Source organism: Mycobacterium hippophais, from assembly GCF_027529605.1.
Classification (GTDB): Bacteria; Actinomycetota; Actinomycetes; order Mycobacteriales; family Mycobacteriaceae; genus Mycobacterium; species Mycobacterium arseniciresistens.
Window position 1 is genome coordinate 806,527 of sequence record NZ_JAPZPY010000001.1, and the last position, 16,301, is coordinate 822,827.

Genomic DNA, 16,301 nt, shown 5'->3' on the forward strand with positions numbered 1-16,301 from the left:
TCCGCGGAAATCAGGCAGGCGCCAGGAACGCCTGCAGCGCCGCCGAATACGCCGCGACGTCGTGCGCGCCCATCAGCTCGCGCGCCGAGTGCATCGCGAGCTGGGCCGCACCGACGTCGACGGTCGGGATGCCGGTGCGCGCCGAGGTCATCGGGCCGATGGTCGACCCGCACGGCAGGTCGGCGCGGTGCTCGTAGCGCTGCAGCGGGACGCCGGCCTGATCGCACGCGAGCTGGAATGCCGCGGCGGTCCGGCTGTCGGTGGCGTAGCGCAGATTCGGCTGGACCTTGAGCACGGGTCCGGCGTTCACCTCGATCAGATGCAGGGGTTCGTGGCGCTCGGGGTAGTTCGGATGGGTGGCGTGCGCCATGTCGCCGGAGGCCACCATCGATCCCGACAGCCGACGCAGCAGGTCTTCGCGCGCGCCGCCGGCCGCCAGCGTGATCCGTTCCAGCACGGTCGGCAGCAGGTCGGACTGCGCGCCGTGATCCGACGTGGACCCCACTTCCTCATGGTCGAACAGCGCGAGCACCGGCACGGCGCGGCCGGCCGCGGTGGTGGCGAGCAAGGCTTCCAGCCCGGCGTAGCAGGTGCCCTGGTTGTCCAGCCGGGGCGCACTGACCAGTTCCTCGCTCGCGCCCACGAGCCGCGAATCCGCGAGGTCGTGGGTCATCAGGTCCGCGGCGAGCACGTCGCCGGCCGCCACGCCCGCACGGTCGGCGACGTACTCGAGGAACGACCGGGTTCCGCTCCCCACGCCCCACACCGCGTTCAGGTGTCGCTGCGGATCGAGGGTGACGCCCTTGCGGTCGTCGGACAGGTGGATCGCCAGCTGCGGCACCCGCAAAATCGGCTCGTCGACGCGCACCAGCACGTCCTGCATGCTCCCGCCGCTGCGGACCGAGAGCCTGCCACTCACGCCGAGGTCGCGGTCCAGCCACGAGTTCAGCCAGGCACCGCCGTAGGGCTGCAGCGCCACCACCTGCCAGCCCGCCACGAAGCGGTCCGGATGCTGCTTGACCCGCAGGTTGGGGCTGTCGGTGTGGCCGCCGACGATCCGGAACGGCGCACCGGGGTCCTCACCCGCCCGCCACGCGACCAGTGACCCGGCACGCACCGTGAAGTAGTCACCCGGATCGGCCGGCCAGGCGTCGGACTCGGCCAGTTCGGTGAAGCCTTCGGTCCGCAACCGTTCGGCGACGGTGACGCAGACGTGGAACGGCGACGGCGAGGCGTCGATGAACTCACAGAGGTGCTGGGGGCTAGCTGCCATCTTTCAAGTTTGACGGGCGATTTCACTGATCTTGACGCTAGGGTCCACGTTGTGCCCGATCCGCTGCCACAACCGGTGCTGGCGCCGCTGACTCCGGCGGCCGTATTCCTGGTCCTCACCGTCGACGACGGCGGCGAGGAAACGGTGCACGACGGGCTTGCCGACATCTCGGGGCTGGTGCGTTCCATCGGTTTTCGCGATCCCAGCAAGCGGCTGTCGGTGGTGGCCTCGATCGGGTCCGACGCGTGGGACCGGTTGTTCTCCGGACCCCGGCCCGCCGAGCTGCACCCCTTCGTCGCGCTGCACGGTCCGCGGCACGACGCCCCCGCGACGCCGGGCGATCTGCTGTTCCACATCCGCGCGGAATCGATGGACGTGTGCTTCGAACTGGCCACCAAGCTGGTCGAGGCGATGGCCGGCGCCGTCACCGTCGTCGACGAGGTGCACGGCTTCAAGTTCTTCGACAACCGGGACCTGATGGGCTTCGTCGACGGCACGGAGAACCCGGACGGCCCGCTGGCGCGCAGCGCGACGCAGATCGGGGACGAGGACCCCGATTTCGCCGGCGGCTGCTATGTGCACGTGCAGAAGTACCTGCACGACATGGGGTCGTGGAATGCGTTGCCGGTCGGCGAGCAGGAGCGGGTGATCGGCCGCACCAAGCTCGACGACATCGAACTGGGCGACGACGCGAAGCCTGCGAACGCCCACATCGCGCTCAACGTGATCACCGACGACGCGGGCAACGAGCTCAAGATCCTGCGGCACAACATGCCTTTCGGCGAGATCGGCCGTTCCGAGTTCGGCACCTACTTCATCGGCTACTCGCGGACCGCCGCGGTGACCGAGCGGATGCTGCGCAACATGTTCATCGGCGATCCGCCCGGGAACACCGACCGCATCCTCGACTTCTCCGCCGCCGTGACGGGCGGCATGTTCTTCTCCCCGACGATCGACTTCCTCGACGACCCACCGCCGTTGCCCGGCGCGGCCGCCGTCCCGGCCGCGTCTCCCGCGCCATCACCCGCCTATGCCGGTTCCCTGTCGATCGGCAGCCTGAAAGGACAGTCCCGATGAACAACCTCTACCGCGAGCTGGCGCCGGTCACCGACGGGGCATGGGAGCAGATCGAACAGGAGGCGACCCGAACGTTCAAGCGCCACATCGCCGGTCGTCGCGTCGTCGACGTGAGCGAGCCGGGTGGCCCGGTCACCGCGGCGATCAGCACCGGCCATCTGGTCGACGTGACGTCACCGGGTGACGGCGTGTTCGCCCATCTGCGCGACAGCAGGCCGCTGGTGCGGCTGCGGGTCCCGTTCACGGTGTCGCGCAGCGCGATCGACGATGTCGAACGCGGTTCGCAGGACTCCGACTGGGATCCGGTCAAGGACGCCGCGAAGAAGCTGGCGTTCGTCGAGGACCGCGCGATCTTCGAGGGCTATCCCGCCGCGTCGATCGAGGGCATCCGCGGCTCGAGTTCCTGCCCGAACCTCAAACTCCCCGCCGATCCGCGGGAGATCCCCGACGTCATCACCCAGTCGCTGTCGGAACTGAGGCTGGCCGGCGTCGACGGCCCGTACAGCGTGCTGCTGTCAGCCGACGTGTACACGCAGGTGAGCGAGACGACGGTGAACGGCTATCCGATCCGCGAGCACCTCAACCGGCTCGTCGACGGCGACATCATCTGGGCGCCGGCCATCGACGGGGCATTCGTGTTGTCCACTCGCGGCGGGGATTTCGATCTGCAGCTCGGCACCGACGTATCGATCGGATACCTGTCGCACGACGCCGACACCGTGCAGCTGTACCTGCAGGAGACGCTGACGTTCCTCTGCTACACCGCCGAGGCGTCGGTCGCCCTGACGGCCTGAGCCGGTCGCGAGGCGCTCAGGCCGACGCGAGCACCGCGTCCAGCGCCGAGTAGAACAGCCCGAGGCCGTCGTCGGACGGTCCGGTCAACGCCTCGGTGGCGTGCTCGGGGTGCGGCATCAGGCCGACGACGCGGCCGTCGGCCGAGCTGACGCCGGCGATGTCGCGCATCGAGCCGTTGGGATTGTCGCGGTAGCGGAACACCACCCGGCCCTCGCCCTCGAGTTCGTCGAGGGTCTTCTCGTCGGCGACATAGCGGCCCTCCCCCGACTTGAGCGGGACCAGGACGTCGGCGCCCGGTTCGAAGCGGGTGGACCACGCCGAGGACGTCGAGGCGACCTCCAGCCAGATGTCGCGGCACACGAAGTGCAGTCCGGCGTTGCGGGTGAGCGCACCGGGCAGCAGACCCGCCTCGCACAGCACCTGGAAGCCGTTGCAGATGCCGAGCACCGGCAGCCCCTCGCGGGCCTCGCGGACCACCTCGCCCATCACCGGGGCGAACTTCGCGATCGCGCCCGCCCGCAGGTAGTCGCCGTAGGAGAAGCCGCCGGGCACCACGACCGCGTCGACCCCCTTGAGGTCGGCGTCGGCATGCCACAGGCTGACCGCCTCGGCGCCGGAGAGCCGCACCGCGCGGGCGGCGTCGATGTCGTCGAGGGTGCCGGGGAATGTGATGACCCCCACACGTGCCGTCATGCCTGCTCCCTGCTGACCGACCAATCCTCGATCACCGTGTTCGCCAGCAGGGATTCGGCGATCTCGGCGATCGTCTCGTCGGTCACGCTGTCGTCGACCTCGAGCTCGAACCGCTTGCCCTGCCTGACATCTGACACTCCGGCGATGCCGAGTCGACCGAGCGCACCGACGATCGCCTGGCCCTGCGGATCGAGGATCTCCGCCTTGGGCATCACATGCACCACCACCCTTGCCACGGGACAACTGTACCGGCGTCGGTGGCGCGGCCGCCCTACCGGCACGAGTCGATGTAGGCGACGCACAGCGGGGCGGCCATCGCGTCGAGGACATCGGCGTCCGCGACGGCCGGCCACGGGCGGGCCTGCCGGCCCGTCGACCACAGCGCCAGCTCGCTGATCGTGCCGCTGCGCGGGTCGACCAGCAGGTACTCGTGCAGCGTCGGTCCGGCTGCGTCGCTGATCACCGCGGCTTTGCGCTCCGGTTCGGCGGTGGTGAGCGACGGCGAGGCGTGCGGGGCGGTCAGCTGGCACCGGCGCAGCGCGGCGACACCCGCGTCGTAGACCTCGGTCGCCGTCTCACCGGCCCGCCATGCCTCCCCGCGCCAGTGCATCACCTGCGCCTGCAGGTGCCACAGCCCGTCGGGCGAGGTCACGACGGCGCGGGACGCCACGGCGTAGGCGCGTGCGTCGTCGACCGGTGGCGAGGCGCACGCCTCCTCGAACCGGAACAGTGGCGCGGTCACGGGGGTGGCGACGGCGCCGAGTTCGGGCCAGCGGTAGGCGTCGTGCAGCGGGATCGAGCTCGGGGCGATCCAGGCGGACTGCGGAATCCGGTCGCAGAACGGCGGGCAGTCCAGCGGGGCGGCGCCCACAGGAGCGGGCGCGAACGCCAACCCGCAGCCGGCCAGCACCGCCGCCAGCAGAATTCGCATCCAGAACCCCCGCGCTCACGCCCCGCCCGAGCGCCACAATATAGGCATGCAACTAACGCATTTCGGCCATTCCTGCCTTCTCGCCAGCTTTTCCGCCGGATCCGGTGAATCCGCGGCCGAGACGACGGTGCTGTTCGACCCCGGCACGTTCTCCCACGGCTTCGAGGGCATCACCGGCCTGTCGGCGATCCTGATCACCCACCAGCACCCCGACCACGCCGACACCGAGCGGCTGCCTGCCCTGCTGGAGGCCAACCCGCAGGCCGCCCTGTTCGCCGACCCGCAGACCGCCGCGCAGCTCGGCGAGCCGTGGCGGGCCGTGCACGTCGGCGACGAGTTCAGCATCGGCCACCTGCAGGTACGCGGTGTCGGCGGCAAGCACGCCGTGATCCATCCGGAGATCCCGGTGATCGACAACATCTCCTACCTGCTGGGCGACGACGATCACCCGGCCCGGCTCATGCATCCGGGTGACGCGCTGTTCGTGCCCGGTGAGCCGGTCGAGGTACTGGCCACCCCGGCGGCGGCACCGTGGATGAAGATCTCCGAGGCGGTCGACTACCTGCGGGCGGTCGCGCCGGCCCAGGCGGTGCCCATCCACCAGGCGATCATCGACCCGAGTGCGCGCGGTATCTACTACGGCAGGCTCTCGGAGATGACCGACACCGATTTCCGTGTGCTCGAACCGGAGAACGGCACCGCGTTCTGATCGCTGGCGAGCAGACACAGATTCGCACTGTCACGCCTCGGGCGATGCGATTTTGCGTCTGCTCGCGGGACGAAGCCGGGCCTCAGGCGATGTCGCGGGCGGCGCCGCGGCCGGCGGCCCGGCCGGAGAAGATGCAGCCGCCCAGGAAGGTGCCCTCCAGCGAGCGGTAGCCGTGCACGCCGCCGCCGCCGAAGCCGGCCGCTTCGCCGGCCGCGTACAGCCCCGGATACGCGGACCCGTCGGCGGTGAGCACGCGAGAGTCGAGGTCGGTCTCCAACCCGCCCAGCGACTTCCGGGTCAGGATGTGCAACTTCACCGCGATCAGCGGCCCGGCCTTCGGGTCGGTGAGGCGGTGCGGGGCGACCACCCGGCTGAACCGGTCGCCGAGATACGCGCGGGCTCCGCGGATCGCGGTGATCTGGCTGTCCTTGGTGAACCGGTTCGCCACCTCGCGGTCGCGGGCGGTCACCTCAGCGGCCACGGCGTCGTAGTCGAGCGGCACCACGGCGGGCACGCCGTTCATCGCGGCGACCAACTCCCGCAACGAGTTCGCGCTGACGAAGTCGACGCCCCGATCGACGAAGGCCTGCACCGGGGCCGGTGCGCCCGGTCGCACCCTGGCCAGCACCTGCCGCACGCTTCGGCCCGTGAGGTCGGGGTTCTGCTCCTGCCCCGACAGCGCGAACTCCTTCTCGATGATCCGCGCGTTGAGGATGAACCAGGTGTAGTCCTGCCCGGTGGTGCAGATGTGTTCCAGTGTGCCGAGGGTGTCGAAGCCCGGGTACAACGGCACGGGCAGCCGTTTCCCGTTGGCGTCCAGCCACAGTGACGACGGGCCGGGCAGGATCCGGATGCCGTGCAGCGGCCAGATCGGGTCGTAGTTGGTGATGCCCTCGGTGTAGTGCCACATGCGGTCGGCGTTGATCACCCGCGCTCCGGCGGCCTCGGTGATGCCGATCATCCGCCCGTCGACGTGGGCGGGCACACCGCTGATCAACTGTTCGGGCACCCGGCCCATCCTGGGCGGCCAGTTCTTCCGCACCAGGTCGTGGTTGCCGCCGATGCCGCCGCTGGAGACGATCACCGCCGACGCGCGAAACTCGAACTCGCCGACGGTGTTCCGTGACGACGGTGCTCCCCGCACCGCGGTCGACGGTTCGAGGACGGCGCCCCGCACGCCGGTGACGGCCCCGCCCTCGACGATCAACTCGTCGACGCGGTGCCGGTGTGCGAACCGCACCGCGCCCGGGGCCGCACGCAGCCGCCGCTCGAACACCTCGACGATCGCCGGGCCGGTGCCCCACGTGACGTGGAAGCGCGGCACGGAGTTGCCGTGCCCGGTGGCGCCGTAGCCGCCCCGCTCGGCCCACCCGACGAGCGGGAAGGTCTGCAGTCCGCGGGCCCGCAACCAGCTGCGCTTCTCCCCCGCCGCGAAGTCGACGTAGGCGTGCGCCCACTGCCGCGGCCAGTGGTCCTCGGGCCGGTCGAAGCCGGCCGAGCCCAGCCAGTCCTGCAGTGCGAGTTCGTGGCTGTCGCGGATGCCGAGCCTGCGCTGTTCGGGACTGTCGACGAAGAACAGCCCACCGAACGACCAGTACGCCTGACCACCGACGTTGGCGGCGTTCTCCTGGTCGACGATCAGTACGCGCCGGCCCCGCTCGACGAGCTCACAGGCCGCGACCAGACCGGCCAGGCCGGCTCCTACGACGATGACGTCAGCGTCCACAGGACGCTACGTTAGCCCTGCCCGCCGTGCGCGGACCTCAGGCGGCGTCGGTGAGCGCCACGGGCGGCGCCCAGCTGTAGACCGCCGGTGCGCACCGGTGCATCAGCGCGAGGTCGACGGCGTCCAGCACGGCCTGCCGCGGACCGGGACGGTGCAGCTGTTTGGCCGACACCGCGAGCCGGACCATGCCACCGCGGCGGGCGGTGCGGTCGGCGGTGAGCACCAGCGTGCGGCACCACCACGGTTCGGTGAGGAAGCCGGCGCCGATGCCGACGACGCGGGCGCGCACGGTCGTCTGCCGCACCAGATCGGTGATCCCGGTGAGGCCGGCCATCAGACGGAAGCCGTTGCGGGGCAACGCGGTCACGGTGCCCTGCGAGACGGTCCAGCCCGGGGCGGCGAACAGCCGGGTGCGCAGACCGAGGTGTTCGAGCACCCGGTCGGCGCCCATCAACCGCAGGTTGGCCTCGTGTGCGGGCAGGGTGGCGAACTCGCTGCGGCGCTGCTTGGTCGCGGCCTCGTCGAAACCGTGCAGCACGATGGCGGCGCCGTCGGCGCGGCGTTCTGTCAGCCAGCTCACCGTCCGCTCGTCGCGGTCCAGCCGGTAGCCGCCCTTGAGGCGGGGGGCGACCAGGAACGACGACGGCACGTTGCGCGCGTCGAGCTCGGCGCAGAACGAGGCGACGTGGGGCAGCGTGCGTTCGCTGATATGGGCGATCGAGACGATCAGTTGTCCAGCCACATGTGCAGTGTGGCAACGCCAGGTGTCGTGACGGTTGCCGACACGTGGGCAGGAGTTGTCTATCGCGGCAAGACCGCTTCGATGGCGGTGATGACCTCCGGTGCGTCCGGCTCGGTGCGCGGACGGAACCGGTTGACCACCGAGCCGTCGGGTGCGATGAGGAACTTCTCGAAGTTCCACTGGATGTCACCGGCCTCGCCGCCGGCGTCGGGGGTCTTGGTGAGCTCGGCGTAGAGCGGATGCCGGTCCGGCCCGTTGACGTCGGTCTTGGCCAGCAGCGGGAACGTCACGCCGTAGTTCTGCGAGCAGAAGGTCTGGATCTCCTCGGCACTGCCGGGCTCCTGGCCCATGAACTGGTTGCAGGGCACACCGATCACGGTCAGGCCGCGCCTGCCGTACTCCTGGGCGAGCCGCTCCAGGGCGCTGTACTGCGGCGTCAGACCACATTTCGAGGCGACGTTCACCACGAGCACCGCGCCGTCGGTGATCTCGGCGAGGTTGGTGGGGGTGCCGTCGAGGGTGGTCAGCGGGATGTCGGACAGCGACGTGTCAGCCATGTCCGCACGCTACCGCAGGCCCTGCGTCAGCGACCGAACAGCATCGTGGCGGTACGGCGGGCGGTGGCGATCGGATCGGCGTCGGTGTCGACGGCCTGGTTGAGCCAGAGCAGCGAGAAGCCGTGCACCAGCGACCACGCGGCGAGCGCGGCGGCTTCGGGGTCGGCCTCGGCACGGTCGTCGGTGAGGGTGCCGACGCCGCGGGCCAGCTCGGCGCCCGCGGCGGCCTGGGCACCGGCGAGATCGGCGTCGGCCGCGTCGAACAGCGACTTGTCGAACATCACCGCGTAGTGACCGGGATGGCTCAGCGCGAAGCCGACGTAGGCCAGCGCCGCGTTGACGAAGTCCGGCCTGGCCTGCTCGAGCGCCGAGGTGAGCAGCCGGAACCCCTCCGTCGCCAGGGCGGTGAACAGTCCACGCCGGTCGGTGAAGTGATGCGCAGGCGCCGCGTGCGACACCCCCGCCTCGCGGGCCAGTTCGCGCAGCGACACCGCGTCGGCGCCGCGCTCGGCGACCAGGTCCGCGGCGTGGCCGAGGATCACCGCCTTGAGGTCACCGTGGTGGTAGGTGCGCTTGCCCATCGGGCCAGTCTAGCCCACATCTTGACACTGACTAGTTAACCGCTACCCTCATCTTGACACTGACAAGTTCGAAGGGGGTTCGCGATGGCGGTGCTGATGGCGCTGGTGCTGGGCAGTCTGGCAGCGCGGACGGCCGGCTGGCTCGGCGTCGACTACCTCGACACCTGGCCCCGGGCCGTCGCCGTCGGACTGGCGTTGATGTTCACGATGACCGGGGTGGCGCACTTCGTCCCCGGCATGCGCCGGGACATGATCGCCATCGTGCCGCCGCGGCTGCCGGCACCCGGCGTGCTCGTGACGATCACCGGCGTGCTGGAGCTGATCGGCGCGGCGGGGCTGCTGTTCCCGCCGACGAGGGTCGCCGCGGCGGTGTGCCTGTTCGTGCTGATGCTGGCGACGTTCCCCGCCAACGTCCGAGCGGCAAGGATGCCGAACCCGCCGAGGTCGATGACGTCGCGGCTAGACGTTCGGACCGCTGAAGAAGTTGTCTACCTCGCCGCTGCCGTAGTGGTCGCGGTCGGCGGTGGCTAGCACCCACGCGTACTGGAACGCCGCCTCCTTCCACCGCTCGTAGCGTCCGCTGATCCCACCGTGGCCGGCGCTCATCTCGGTCTTCAACAGCACCGGGTTGGCATCGGTCTTGGTGTACCGAAGCGCGGCAACCCATTTCGCGGGCTCGACGTAGAGCACCCTGGTGTCGTTCAGCGACGTCATCGCCAGGATCGGCGGGTAGTCCCTGGCCACGACGTTCTCGTACGGCGTGTACGACTTCATGTAGAAGTAGATGTTCTCGTCTTCGATCGGGTTGCCCCACTCGTCCCACTCGGTCACCGTGAGCGGCAGGGCCGGATCCAGGATGGTGGTCAGCGCGTCGACGAACGGCACCTGCGCCAGGAACCCGGCGAACAACTCCGGCGCGAGGTTGGCCACCGCGCCGATCAGCAGACCGCCCGCGCTGCCGCCGAGGCCCACCAGGTTCTCCGGCCGCGTGACGTCGGTGGCGATCAGATGCCGTGCCACCGCGATGAAATCGGTGAACGTGTTGCCCTTCTCCAGCAGCTTGCCGTGCTCGTACCACGACCGGCCCAGCTCGCCGCCGCCACGGACGTGCGCCACCGCGAACACCATTCCCCGGTCCAGCAGCGACAGCCGTGCGATGGAGAAGCGCGGATCCTCGCAGGACTCGTACGCGCCGTAGCCATACAGCAGCGTCGGGGCCGGAAACTGCAGACCCGCCCGGTGCACGATGGAGATGGGCACCCTAGCGCCGTCGGGTGCGGTCGCCCAGTCCCGCCGCTCGACGTAGTCTTCGGGCCGGTAGTCGCCCAGCACGGGTTGCTCGCGCAGCAGGACGCGCTCACCGGTGGGCAGGTCGATGTCGTACACCCGCACCGAGGTGACGAACGACGTCGCCGCCACCCGGAGCCTGGGAGCGTCCCAGTTCGGGTTGGCGCTCAGCCCCGCCGAAGTCAGCTCGGTGTCGAAGGTGATCTCCTCGGCGCGCCCGTATCCGCCGTCGGCGGTCAGCGGCCACAGCTCGATGCGGGGCAGCGCCTCACTGCGGTAACTGACCACGAGGTGACGCGCGAAGGCGTCCACCCCGTCGAGGCGGACGTCCTCGCGGTGCGGGATCAGCGTGCGCACCGCGGCCGGGTCGGTGACGGGCGCCTCGATCAGCTCGAAGTTCTCGGCGCCGTCGTTGTGCAGGATCAGGAAGCGGTCGTCGCCGCCCACCACGGCGTGCTCGACGGAGTACTCCACCGAGTCGCGGCGCGGCCACACGACGACGAATTCGGCCTCCGGGTCCGCAGCGTCGGCGTAGCGCACCTCTGAGGTGACGGCGCTGCCTGCCGCGATCATCAGGTACCGGTCGCTGCGGGTGCGCCCGACTCCGAGCCAGTACTTCTCATCCGCTTCGTGATACACGCGCTCGTCGGGCAGCCCGGCGCCGAGGCGATGACGCCACACCGTGTCCGGACGCCACGCGTCGTCCACCGTCGTGTAGTAGACGGTGCGGTTGTCCGCCGCCCAGGTGGCACCCGCCCCGATGCCGACGACGGTGTCGTCGTACTGCTCGCCGGTGCGTAAGTCCCGGAACCGCAACGTGTACCGCTCGTCGCCGACGGTGTCGACGGAGTAGGCCAGCACATTGCCGTCCAGGCTGATCGTCGCGGCGCCGAGGGCGAAGTAGTCGTGCCCCTCGGCTTCGGCGTTCTCGTCGAGAAGCACCTGCTCGCCGGGGATCTCGGTGTTCTCGTCGAGAACCGGGGGTGTCCAGTCGTCGGGGTCACCGATCGGGCAACGGCAGTGCACCCCGTACTGCTTGCCCTCGAAGCTGCGCCCGTAATACCACCAGTCACCGCGGCGGGTGGGCACCGACAAGTCGGTCTCCTTGGTGCGCGCCTTGATCTCGTCGAAGATCCTCTGCCGCAACGGCGCCAGGTCGGCCGTCATGTGATCGGTGTAGGCGTTCTCGGCCTCGAGGTGCTCGATCACCTCGGCGTCGTCCTTGTCGCGCAGCCACTCGTAGTGGTCGAGAAAGACGTCGCCGTGGAATTCGCGGCGGTGTTCGACGCGCTTGGCCTGCGGTGGATTCACGCGCCGGGACCGATCCACGCGTCGAACTGCAGGCCCGAGATGCGTTCGTAGGCTTCGAGGTAACGGGCGCGGGTGGCCGCGACGACGTCGGGCGGAAGCGGCGGCGGCGGCGCGTCGCCTGCCCGGTCCCAGCCGGACTCCGGCGCGGTCAGCCAGTTGCGGACGAACTGCTTGTCGAAGCTGGACTGCACCTCGCCCTCGCGGTGATCGTCGGCGCGCCAGTATCGCGAGGAGTCCGGTGTGAAGACCTCGTCGGCGAGCACCAGGGTGCCCTGCCTGTCGACGCCGAACTCGAATTTGGTGTCAGCGATGATGATGCCCTTCGTCAATGCGTGCTCGGCGCCCCTGGCGTACGTCCGCAGGGTGTGGTCGCGCAACTGTTCCGCGCGTTCGGCGCCGACGAGTCCGACGGTGTCGTCGAACGTGATGTTCTCGTCGTGCTGGCCCAGTTCGGCTTTGCTCGCCGGGGTGTAGAGCGGCTCGGCGAACCTGCTGGCCTCGGTCAGCCCGTCCGGCAGTGCGATGCCGCAGACTGCGCCGGTCCTGCGGTAGTCGACGAGGCCCGACCCGGTCAGGTACCCGCGGGCCACGCATTCCACCGGCAGCATCTCGAGTTCGTGCACCACCAGCGCGCGGCCGAGCACCTCGTCGGGTATCCGCTCGTCGTCGGGCGGGCCCGCGAGGTGGTTCGGCGCGTCGAGCAGGTCGAAGAAGAACACGCTCATCGCCGTCAGGATGCGGCCCTTGTCGGGGATGTCGCTGTCGAGCACGTGGTCGTAGGCGGAGATGCGATCGGTGGCCACGAACAACAGGTGGTCATCATCGATGCGGTAGAGCTCCCGGACCTTGCCGCTGGCCAGATGGCGGTAGTCGGTCAGAGCAGGGCGCATCCGGCCAGACTATCTGCTGGGATCGGGGCATGAGCTCTCGCTACCTGCCGTACGCCACCACGCCCGTCCGCCTGCTGTGGCAGCTGATCAGCGACATCGCCATCGCCGCCTGGACCGTGGTGTGGGTCCTGGTGGGCATGGCGGTGCACGCGGCGGTGAGCACCATCGCCGAAGTCGGCCGCCAGGTGAACACCGGCGCCAACGGCGTCGCGGACAATCTCAACTCCGCGGGTGACAACGCCGACGACTTCCCGCTCGTCGGCGATGCCCTGGCCAAGCCGCTGCGGGCGGCCAGCGAGGCGGCTCTCGACATCGCAGGCGCCGGCCAGAGCCTGGACGACACCGCGTCGTGGCTGGCGTGGGTACTGGCGCTGGCGGTCGCGTCGCCGCCGATCCTGGCCGTCGCGATGCCGTGGCTGTTCCTGCGCCTGCGGTTCTTCCGCCGCAAATGGACGGCCGTCACGCTGGCCAGGACGCCGGCCGGTGAGCAACTGCTGGCGCTGCGGGCGCTGGCCAACCGGCCGCTGGCCAAGCTCGTCAGCGTCGACGACGATCCCGTCGGCGCGTGGCGCAGCCAGGACGCCGTCGCGATCCGCGGGCTGGCGGCCCTGGAACTGCGCGCCGCAGGCATCCGCGCCCACCTCTAGATCCCCAGTGATTTCGGCGCGCTGACGTTCGCTCAGCGATCGAAACCGCGCCGAAATCGCGAAGGTGAGAACCATTCGCGGCGGCTCGCCGTCTGACGATCGTGATCGACGACTATCTGCGCCGCCACGACGGCGTCATCACGCTGGCTCAGGCGGGTCGGGCGGGACTCGACGAACAGGCCGTACGGCGACGGGTCAGATCTGGGCACTGGCGACGCTGCTCACCGGGTGTGTACTTCGTCGACGACCGACCTTTCACCGACGCCGCCCGCGCTCGAGCGGCGGTATGGGGCCTCGGCACGCGTGCGACGGCCAGCGGACTGGCCGCCGCGTGGTGGCACGGCCTGACGAACTTCGCGCCCGAGGTCGTCGAAGTGACCGTGCCGCGAAACAGCCACGGCCGGAGCCGCCCCGGCGTCCGACCGCGGCGACGCGATCTGCGACCGGTCGACGTCGTCGAGCGGCGTGGGCTGCAGGTCACCGCGCTACCCCTCACCGTCGTCGAAGCGGCCGTACGACGTGGCGGCGGCCCGAAGATCCTCGACTCGTCACTGCAGCGCCACGTCGAACTCCGCGGCCTGTGGACCGCACATCTGCGCAACAAGGGTCGACACGGTTCGCCGGCCGCCCGTCGCCTCCTCCAGGTCGCCGATGACGGCGCCCGTTCCGAAGCCGAGCGATTGCTCGTCCGACTGCTCAAGGCGGCACGCATCATCGGCTGGAGGGCGAATCATCCGGTCGCCGGATACCGTGTCGACGTGGCATTCCCGAACGCGGGAGTGGCCATCGAGGTCGACGGCTTCGCCTTCCACTCCGACAGCGACGACTTCCACGCCGATCGGGTACGTCAGAACGCGATATCGCTCGCGGGCTGGCAGGTGCTGCGCTTCACGTGGCTGGACCTGACTGAACACCCACAACGGGTGATCGCCACGATCAATCACGCGATTCGGGCGCGCTGACGATCGGTGAGCGAACGAAAGCGCGCCGAAATCGCAATACCGTGAGCAGCCAGACCGCCAGGGCGATCCAGAACGCGATCGCCGACACCACATCGAGCCATCGCCACCCCGTCTCCCGGTACATCGCGAAGGTGGCCGAGGCGTACATGCCCAGCGGGAAGACGGCTGGCCAAGCCCGCACCCGCCGCCACCCGACGCAGAGCAGCGGGACGATCCACAGCGTGGCGAGCAACCACGTCCCGATCGTCACATGTTTCACGGCATCCGCGAACGGTCCGGGCGGCAGCGCGTGGTGCAGGTGGTCGCCGGCCAGCGTCGACACCGCGAGCCCGCCCATCAGGATCCAGTGGTCGGGAGGGACGCCGCGTCGCATGGCCGGGTCGGCGCCGATCCGCCAGACGACCAGCGATGTCATCACCAGATACCAGCACAGCGCGAGCAGCCAGAATGCAGTACCCCAGAACAGGATTCCGAGTGCGACGAACACGATGGCCAGTCCCGAGGTGGCGACGCTGACCAGTTCCCACGCGCCGTGCGCGCGGCCCCGCAGGCCGGACCACCGCAGTCGCCACATCCTGCTGACGACGATCGGCATCAGCGACACCCAGCCCAGCAAGGCCAGCGTGCCGAGCACCCACACGGCCGCCTCGTGATCGGAGAAGCGGGCAGCCAGCACCGCGCATGCCGCCACGTAGGTGAACAGCCCGACGGCCGTGTCGATCTCGCGCAGATCCCAGCCGTCGCGCCGCCAGCTCATCGCGGCGAGGAACATCAGCACCGGCAGCGCGACCACCGCGAGCACCGCCAGCGCGGCGCTGACGGCACCGTAGCCGTGATCGGCCGCCGCGATCGAGACGATCCCGGTCGCCATCACCGCCGCGAACGCATCCGGCCTCACGGGCTCAGCTCGACCACCAGGTGCCGGATCCCGGTGTGCCGGTTGCTGCGGGTCCACTCGACGGGCTCGGCCACCCGCACAGCGGCGAAGCGACGAAGCAGCTCCTCGAACAGCACCCGAAGCTCGAGCCGCGCCAGGTTGGCTCCGAGGCAGTAGTGCACCCCATACCCGAAGCCCAGGTGCGGGTTGGGTTTACGGGTGATGTCGAAGGTGTCCGGGTCGGTGAACGCCGCCCCGTCGCGGTTCGCCGAACCCTCCCACACCTGCACCTTCTGGCCGGCCTCGATCGTGCATCCACCCAGTTCGACGGCACGAGTGGCGGTCCGGCGCTTCGACGGCGACGGCGACGTCCAGCGCACCATCTCCTCGACCGCCGACGGCAGCAGCGACGGGTCGGCCCGCAGCGCCGCCAATTGTGCGGGGTGCTCGGCGAGTGCGAGCAGGCCACCGGCCACCGCGTTGCGGGTCGTCTCCGCGCCCGCGCTGAACAGCAGGCTGAAGAACAGGTACAGCTCGAGGTCGGAGAGCCCCTCTTCGAGCGCCGCGTTGGCCACGACGGAAAGCATGTCGTCGGTCGGCTCGGCACGCTTGGCGGCGATGAGTTCCATTCCGTAGGTGTACATCCGCGTCCCGGCGTCCTCGGCGGTCAGCTGACCGACCTCGGCAGTGCGGGCCCGGCCGAAGTCGAACTGCGGCTCGATCGCCTCGAACAGCCAATGTCGTTCGCTCTCGGGCACTCCCAGCAGGATGCAGATCATCTGCATCGGCAGTTCCGCAGCCACGTCGGCGACGAAGTCGAAGGGCCGGCCGGACACCACCGCGTCGAGCAACCCGCGGGCCCGTGCGCGCAGGTCGTCCTCGACCAGGCGGATCATCCGCGGCGTGAGCCCCGAGCTGACCAGCCGGCGGATCAGGGCATGCCGCGGGTCGTCCATCATGTTGAGCACCTGGCCTGCGACGGCCAGGTCCTGCAGCAGGGTGCCGCCGTAGGGCCGCTCGCCACCGGTCACCGACGAGTAGCACACCGGATCACGGAGCACCGCAAGCGTTTCGGCGTGGGTGGCGACCGACCAGAAGCCCTCGCCGTCAGGGGTGTGCTCGGTGGGTTCGTGCCAGTAGACCGGCGCCTCGCGGCGATGCGCGGCGAACAGGTGATGCGGGAAGCCGTCGGCGAAATTGTCGAGATCGGTGAGATCGATGTCCGCGAGCCGCATGCCTACAG

Annotated in this window: 18 protein-coding genes; 6 read left to right on the top strand and 12 right to left on the bottom strand. The window is 69.9% G+C overall.

Features of this window, described 5'->3' with window-relative positions:
* Window positions 1-10: 10 nt before the first annotated feature.
* Complete coding sequence (locus O6P37_RS04030) at window positions 11-1,273, bottom strand: M18 family aminopeptidase (protein ID WP_269892827.1); 1,263 nt, start codon at window positions 1,271-1,273, stop codon at window positions 11-13.
* A 51-nt stretch (window positions 1,274-1,324) separates the two neighbouring features.
* Between O6P37_RS04030 and O6P37_RS04035 the strand changes: the two genes are divergently transcribed.
* Together O6P37_RS04035 and O6P37_RS04040 are read left to right on the top strand one after the other, a co-directional pair.
* Window positions 1,325-2,350: a Dyp-type peroxidase gene (locus O6P37_RS04035; protein ID WP_269892828.1), complete on the top strand. Its 1,026-nt coding sequence runs from the start codon at window positions 1,325-1,327 to the stop codon at window positions 2,348-2,350.
* A complete protein-coding gene (locus tag O6P37_RS04040) occupies window positions 2,347-3,144 on the top strand; it encodes a family 1 encapsulin nanocompartment shell protein (protein ID WP_269892829.1) in 798 nt (265 codons plus the stop codon). Before O6P37_RS04035 ends, O6P37_RS04040 begins: the two co-directional genes overlap by 4 nt.
* 16 nt (window positions 3,145-3,160) lie before the next feature.
* Here the strand turns inward: O6P37_RS04040 and purQ are convergent, their stop codons facing one another.
* From purQ to O6P37_RS04055, 3 genes are read right to left on the bottom strand one after another with little or no spacing between them, the layout of a single operon-like run.
* Window positions 3,161-3,838: a phosphoribosylformylglycinamidine synthase subunit PurQ gene (gene purQ / locus O6P37_RS04045; protein ID WP_269892830.1), complete on the bottom strand. Its 678-nt coding sequence runs from the start codon at window positions 3,836-3,838 to the stop codon at window positions 3,161-3,163.
* Window positions 3,835-4,074 carry a phosphoribosylformylglycinamidine synthase subunit PurS gene (gene purS, locus O6P37_RS04050; protein WP_264013966.1) on the bottom strand — a complete coding sequence of 80 codons (240 nt, stop codon included), beginning with the start codon at window positions 4,072-4,074 and terminating at the stop codon, window positions 3,835-3,837. Before purS ends, purQ begins: the two co-directional genes overlap by 4 nt.
* Window positions 4,075-4,109: 35 nt before the next feature.
* Window positions 4,110-4,769, bottom strand: coding sequence for an ATPase (locus tag O6P37_RS04055; RefSeq protein ID WP_269892831.1), 660 nt, complete (start codon window positions 4,767-4,769; stop codon window positions 4,110-4,112).
* Window positions 4,770-4,815: 46 nt separating this feature from the next.
* Between O6P37_RS04055 and O6P37_RS04060 the strand changes: the two genes are divergently transcribed.
* The gene (locus O6P37_RS04060; RefSeq protein WP_269892832.1) at window positions 4,816-5,478 is read left to right on the top strand and encodes an MBL fold metallo-hydrolase; all 663 of its coding nucleotides are present in this window, start codon (window positions 4,816-4,818) and stop codon (window positions 5,476-5,478) included.
* Window positions 5,479-5,560: 82 nt separating this feature from the next.
* On the opposite strand, the gene O6P37_RS04065 is transcribed toward O6P37_RS04060, so the two are convergent.
* Genes O6P37_RS04065 through O6P37_RS04080 form a run of 4 tightly spaced genes read right to left on the bottom strand, consistent with a single transcriptional unit; the run spans window position 5,561 to window position 9,084 of the window.
* Window positions 5,561-7,204, bottom strand: a complete 1,644-nt coding sequence (locus O6P37_RS04065; RefSeq protein WP_269892833.1) for an FAD-binding dehydrogenase — start codon at window positions 7,202-7,204, stop codon at window positions 5,561-5,563.
* Between the two features lie 37 nt (window positions 7,205-7,241).
* Window positions 7,242-7,946, bottom strand: coding sequence for a DUF2334 domain-containing protein (locus O6P37_RS04070; RefSeq protein WP_269892834.1), 705 nt, complete (start codon window positions 7,944-7,946; stop codon window positions 7,242-7,244).
* Between the two features lie 59 nt (window positions 7,947-8,005).
* The gene (locus O6P37_RS04075) at window positions 8,006-8,503 is read right to left on the bottom strand and encodes a glutathione peroxidase (RefSeq protein ID WP_269892835.1); all 498 of its coding nucleotides are present in this window, start codon (window positions 8,501-8,503) and stop codon (window positions 8,006-8,008) included.
* A 26-nt stretch (window positions 8,504-8,529) separates the two neighbouring features.
* Window positions 8,530-9,084, bottom strand: coding sequence for a TetR/AcrR family transcriptional regulator (locus O6P37_RS04080; protein ID WP_269892836.1), 555 nt, complete (start codon window positions 9,082-9,084; stop codon window positions 8,530-8,532).
* An 84-nt stretch (window positions 9,085-9,168) separates the two neighbouring features.
* Between O6P37_RS04080 and O6P37_RS04085 the strand changes: the two genes are divergently transcribed.
* On the top strand, window positions 9,169-9,615 hold the full coding sequence (locus tag O6P37_RS04085) for a DoxX family protein (RefSeq protein ID WP_269892837.1): 447 nt from the start codon (window positions 9,169-9,171) through the stop codon (window positions 9,613-9,615).
* On the opposite strand, the gene O6P37_RS04090 is transcribed toward O6P37_RS04085, so the two are convergent.
* Both O6P37_RS04090 and O6P37_RS04095 read right to left on the bottom strand, forming a co-directional pair.
* The gene (locus O6P37_RS04090; protein WP_269892838.1) at window positions 9,544-11,682 is read right to left on the bottom strand and encodes a S9 family peptidase; all 2,139 of its coding nucleotides are present in this window, start codon (window positions 11,680-11,682) and stop codon (window positions 9,544-9,546) included. The genes O6P37_RS04085 and O6P37_RS04090 overlap by 72 nt on opposite strands.
* Window positions 11,679-12,572: a phosphoribosylaminoimidazolesuccinocarboxamide synthase gene (locus O6P37_RS04095; RefSeq protein WP_269892839.1), complete on the bottom strand. Its 894-nt coding sequence runs from the start codon at window positions 12,570-12,572 to the stop codon at window positions 11,679-11,681. The genes O6P37_RS04090 and O6P37_RS04095 overlap by 4 nt, the downstream gene beginning before the upstream one ends.
* Window positions 12,573-12,601: 29 nt before the next feature.
* On the opposite strand from O6P37_RS04095, the gene O6P37_RS04100 reads away from it, so the two are divergent.
* Complete coding sequence (locus O6P37_RS04100; protein ID WP_264013976.1) at window positions 12,602-13,219, top strand: hypothetical protein; 618 nt, start codon at window positions 12,602-12,604, stop codon at window positions 13,217-13,219.
* A 101-nt stretch (window positions 13,220-13,320) separates the two neighbouring features.
* Entirely contained in the window at window positions 13,321-14,181 is an 861-nt protein-coding gene (locus tag O6P37_RS04105; protein ID WP_269892840.1) for a type IV toxin-antitoxin system AbiEi family antitoxin domain-containing protein, read from the top strand.
* Here O6P37_RS04105 and O6P37_RS04110 read toward each other — a convergent pair.
* Window positions 14,156-15,079 (bottom strand): tellurite resistance/C4-dicarboxylate transporter family protein, encoded by a 924-nt coding sequence (locus O6P37_RS04110; RefSeq protein WP_269892841.1) that lies wholly within the window; start codon window positions 15,077-15,079, stop codon window positions 14,156-14,158. The genes O6P37_RS04105 and O6P37_RS04110 overlap by 26 nt on opposite strands.
* Window positions 15,076-16,293, bottom strand: coding sequence for a cytochrome P450 (locus O6P37_RS04115; protein ID WP_269892842.1), 1,218 nt, complete (start codon window positions 16,291-16,293; stop codon window positions 15,076-15,078). Before O6P37_RS04115 ends, O6P37_RS04110 begins: the two co-directional genes overlap by 4 nt.
* Between the last annotated feature and the right edge of the window lie 8 nt (window positions 16,294-16,301).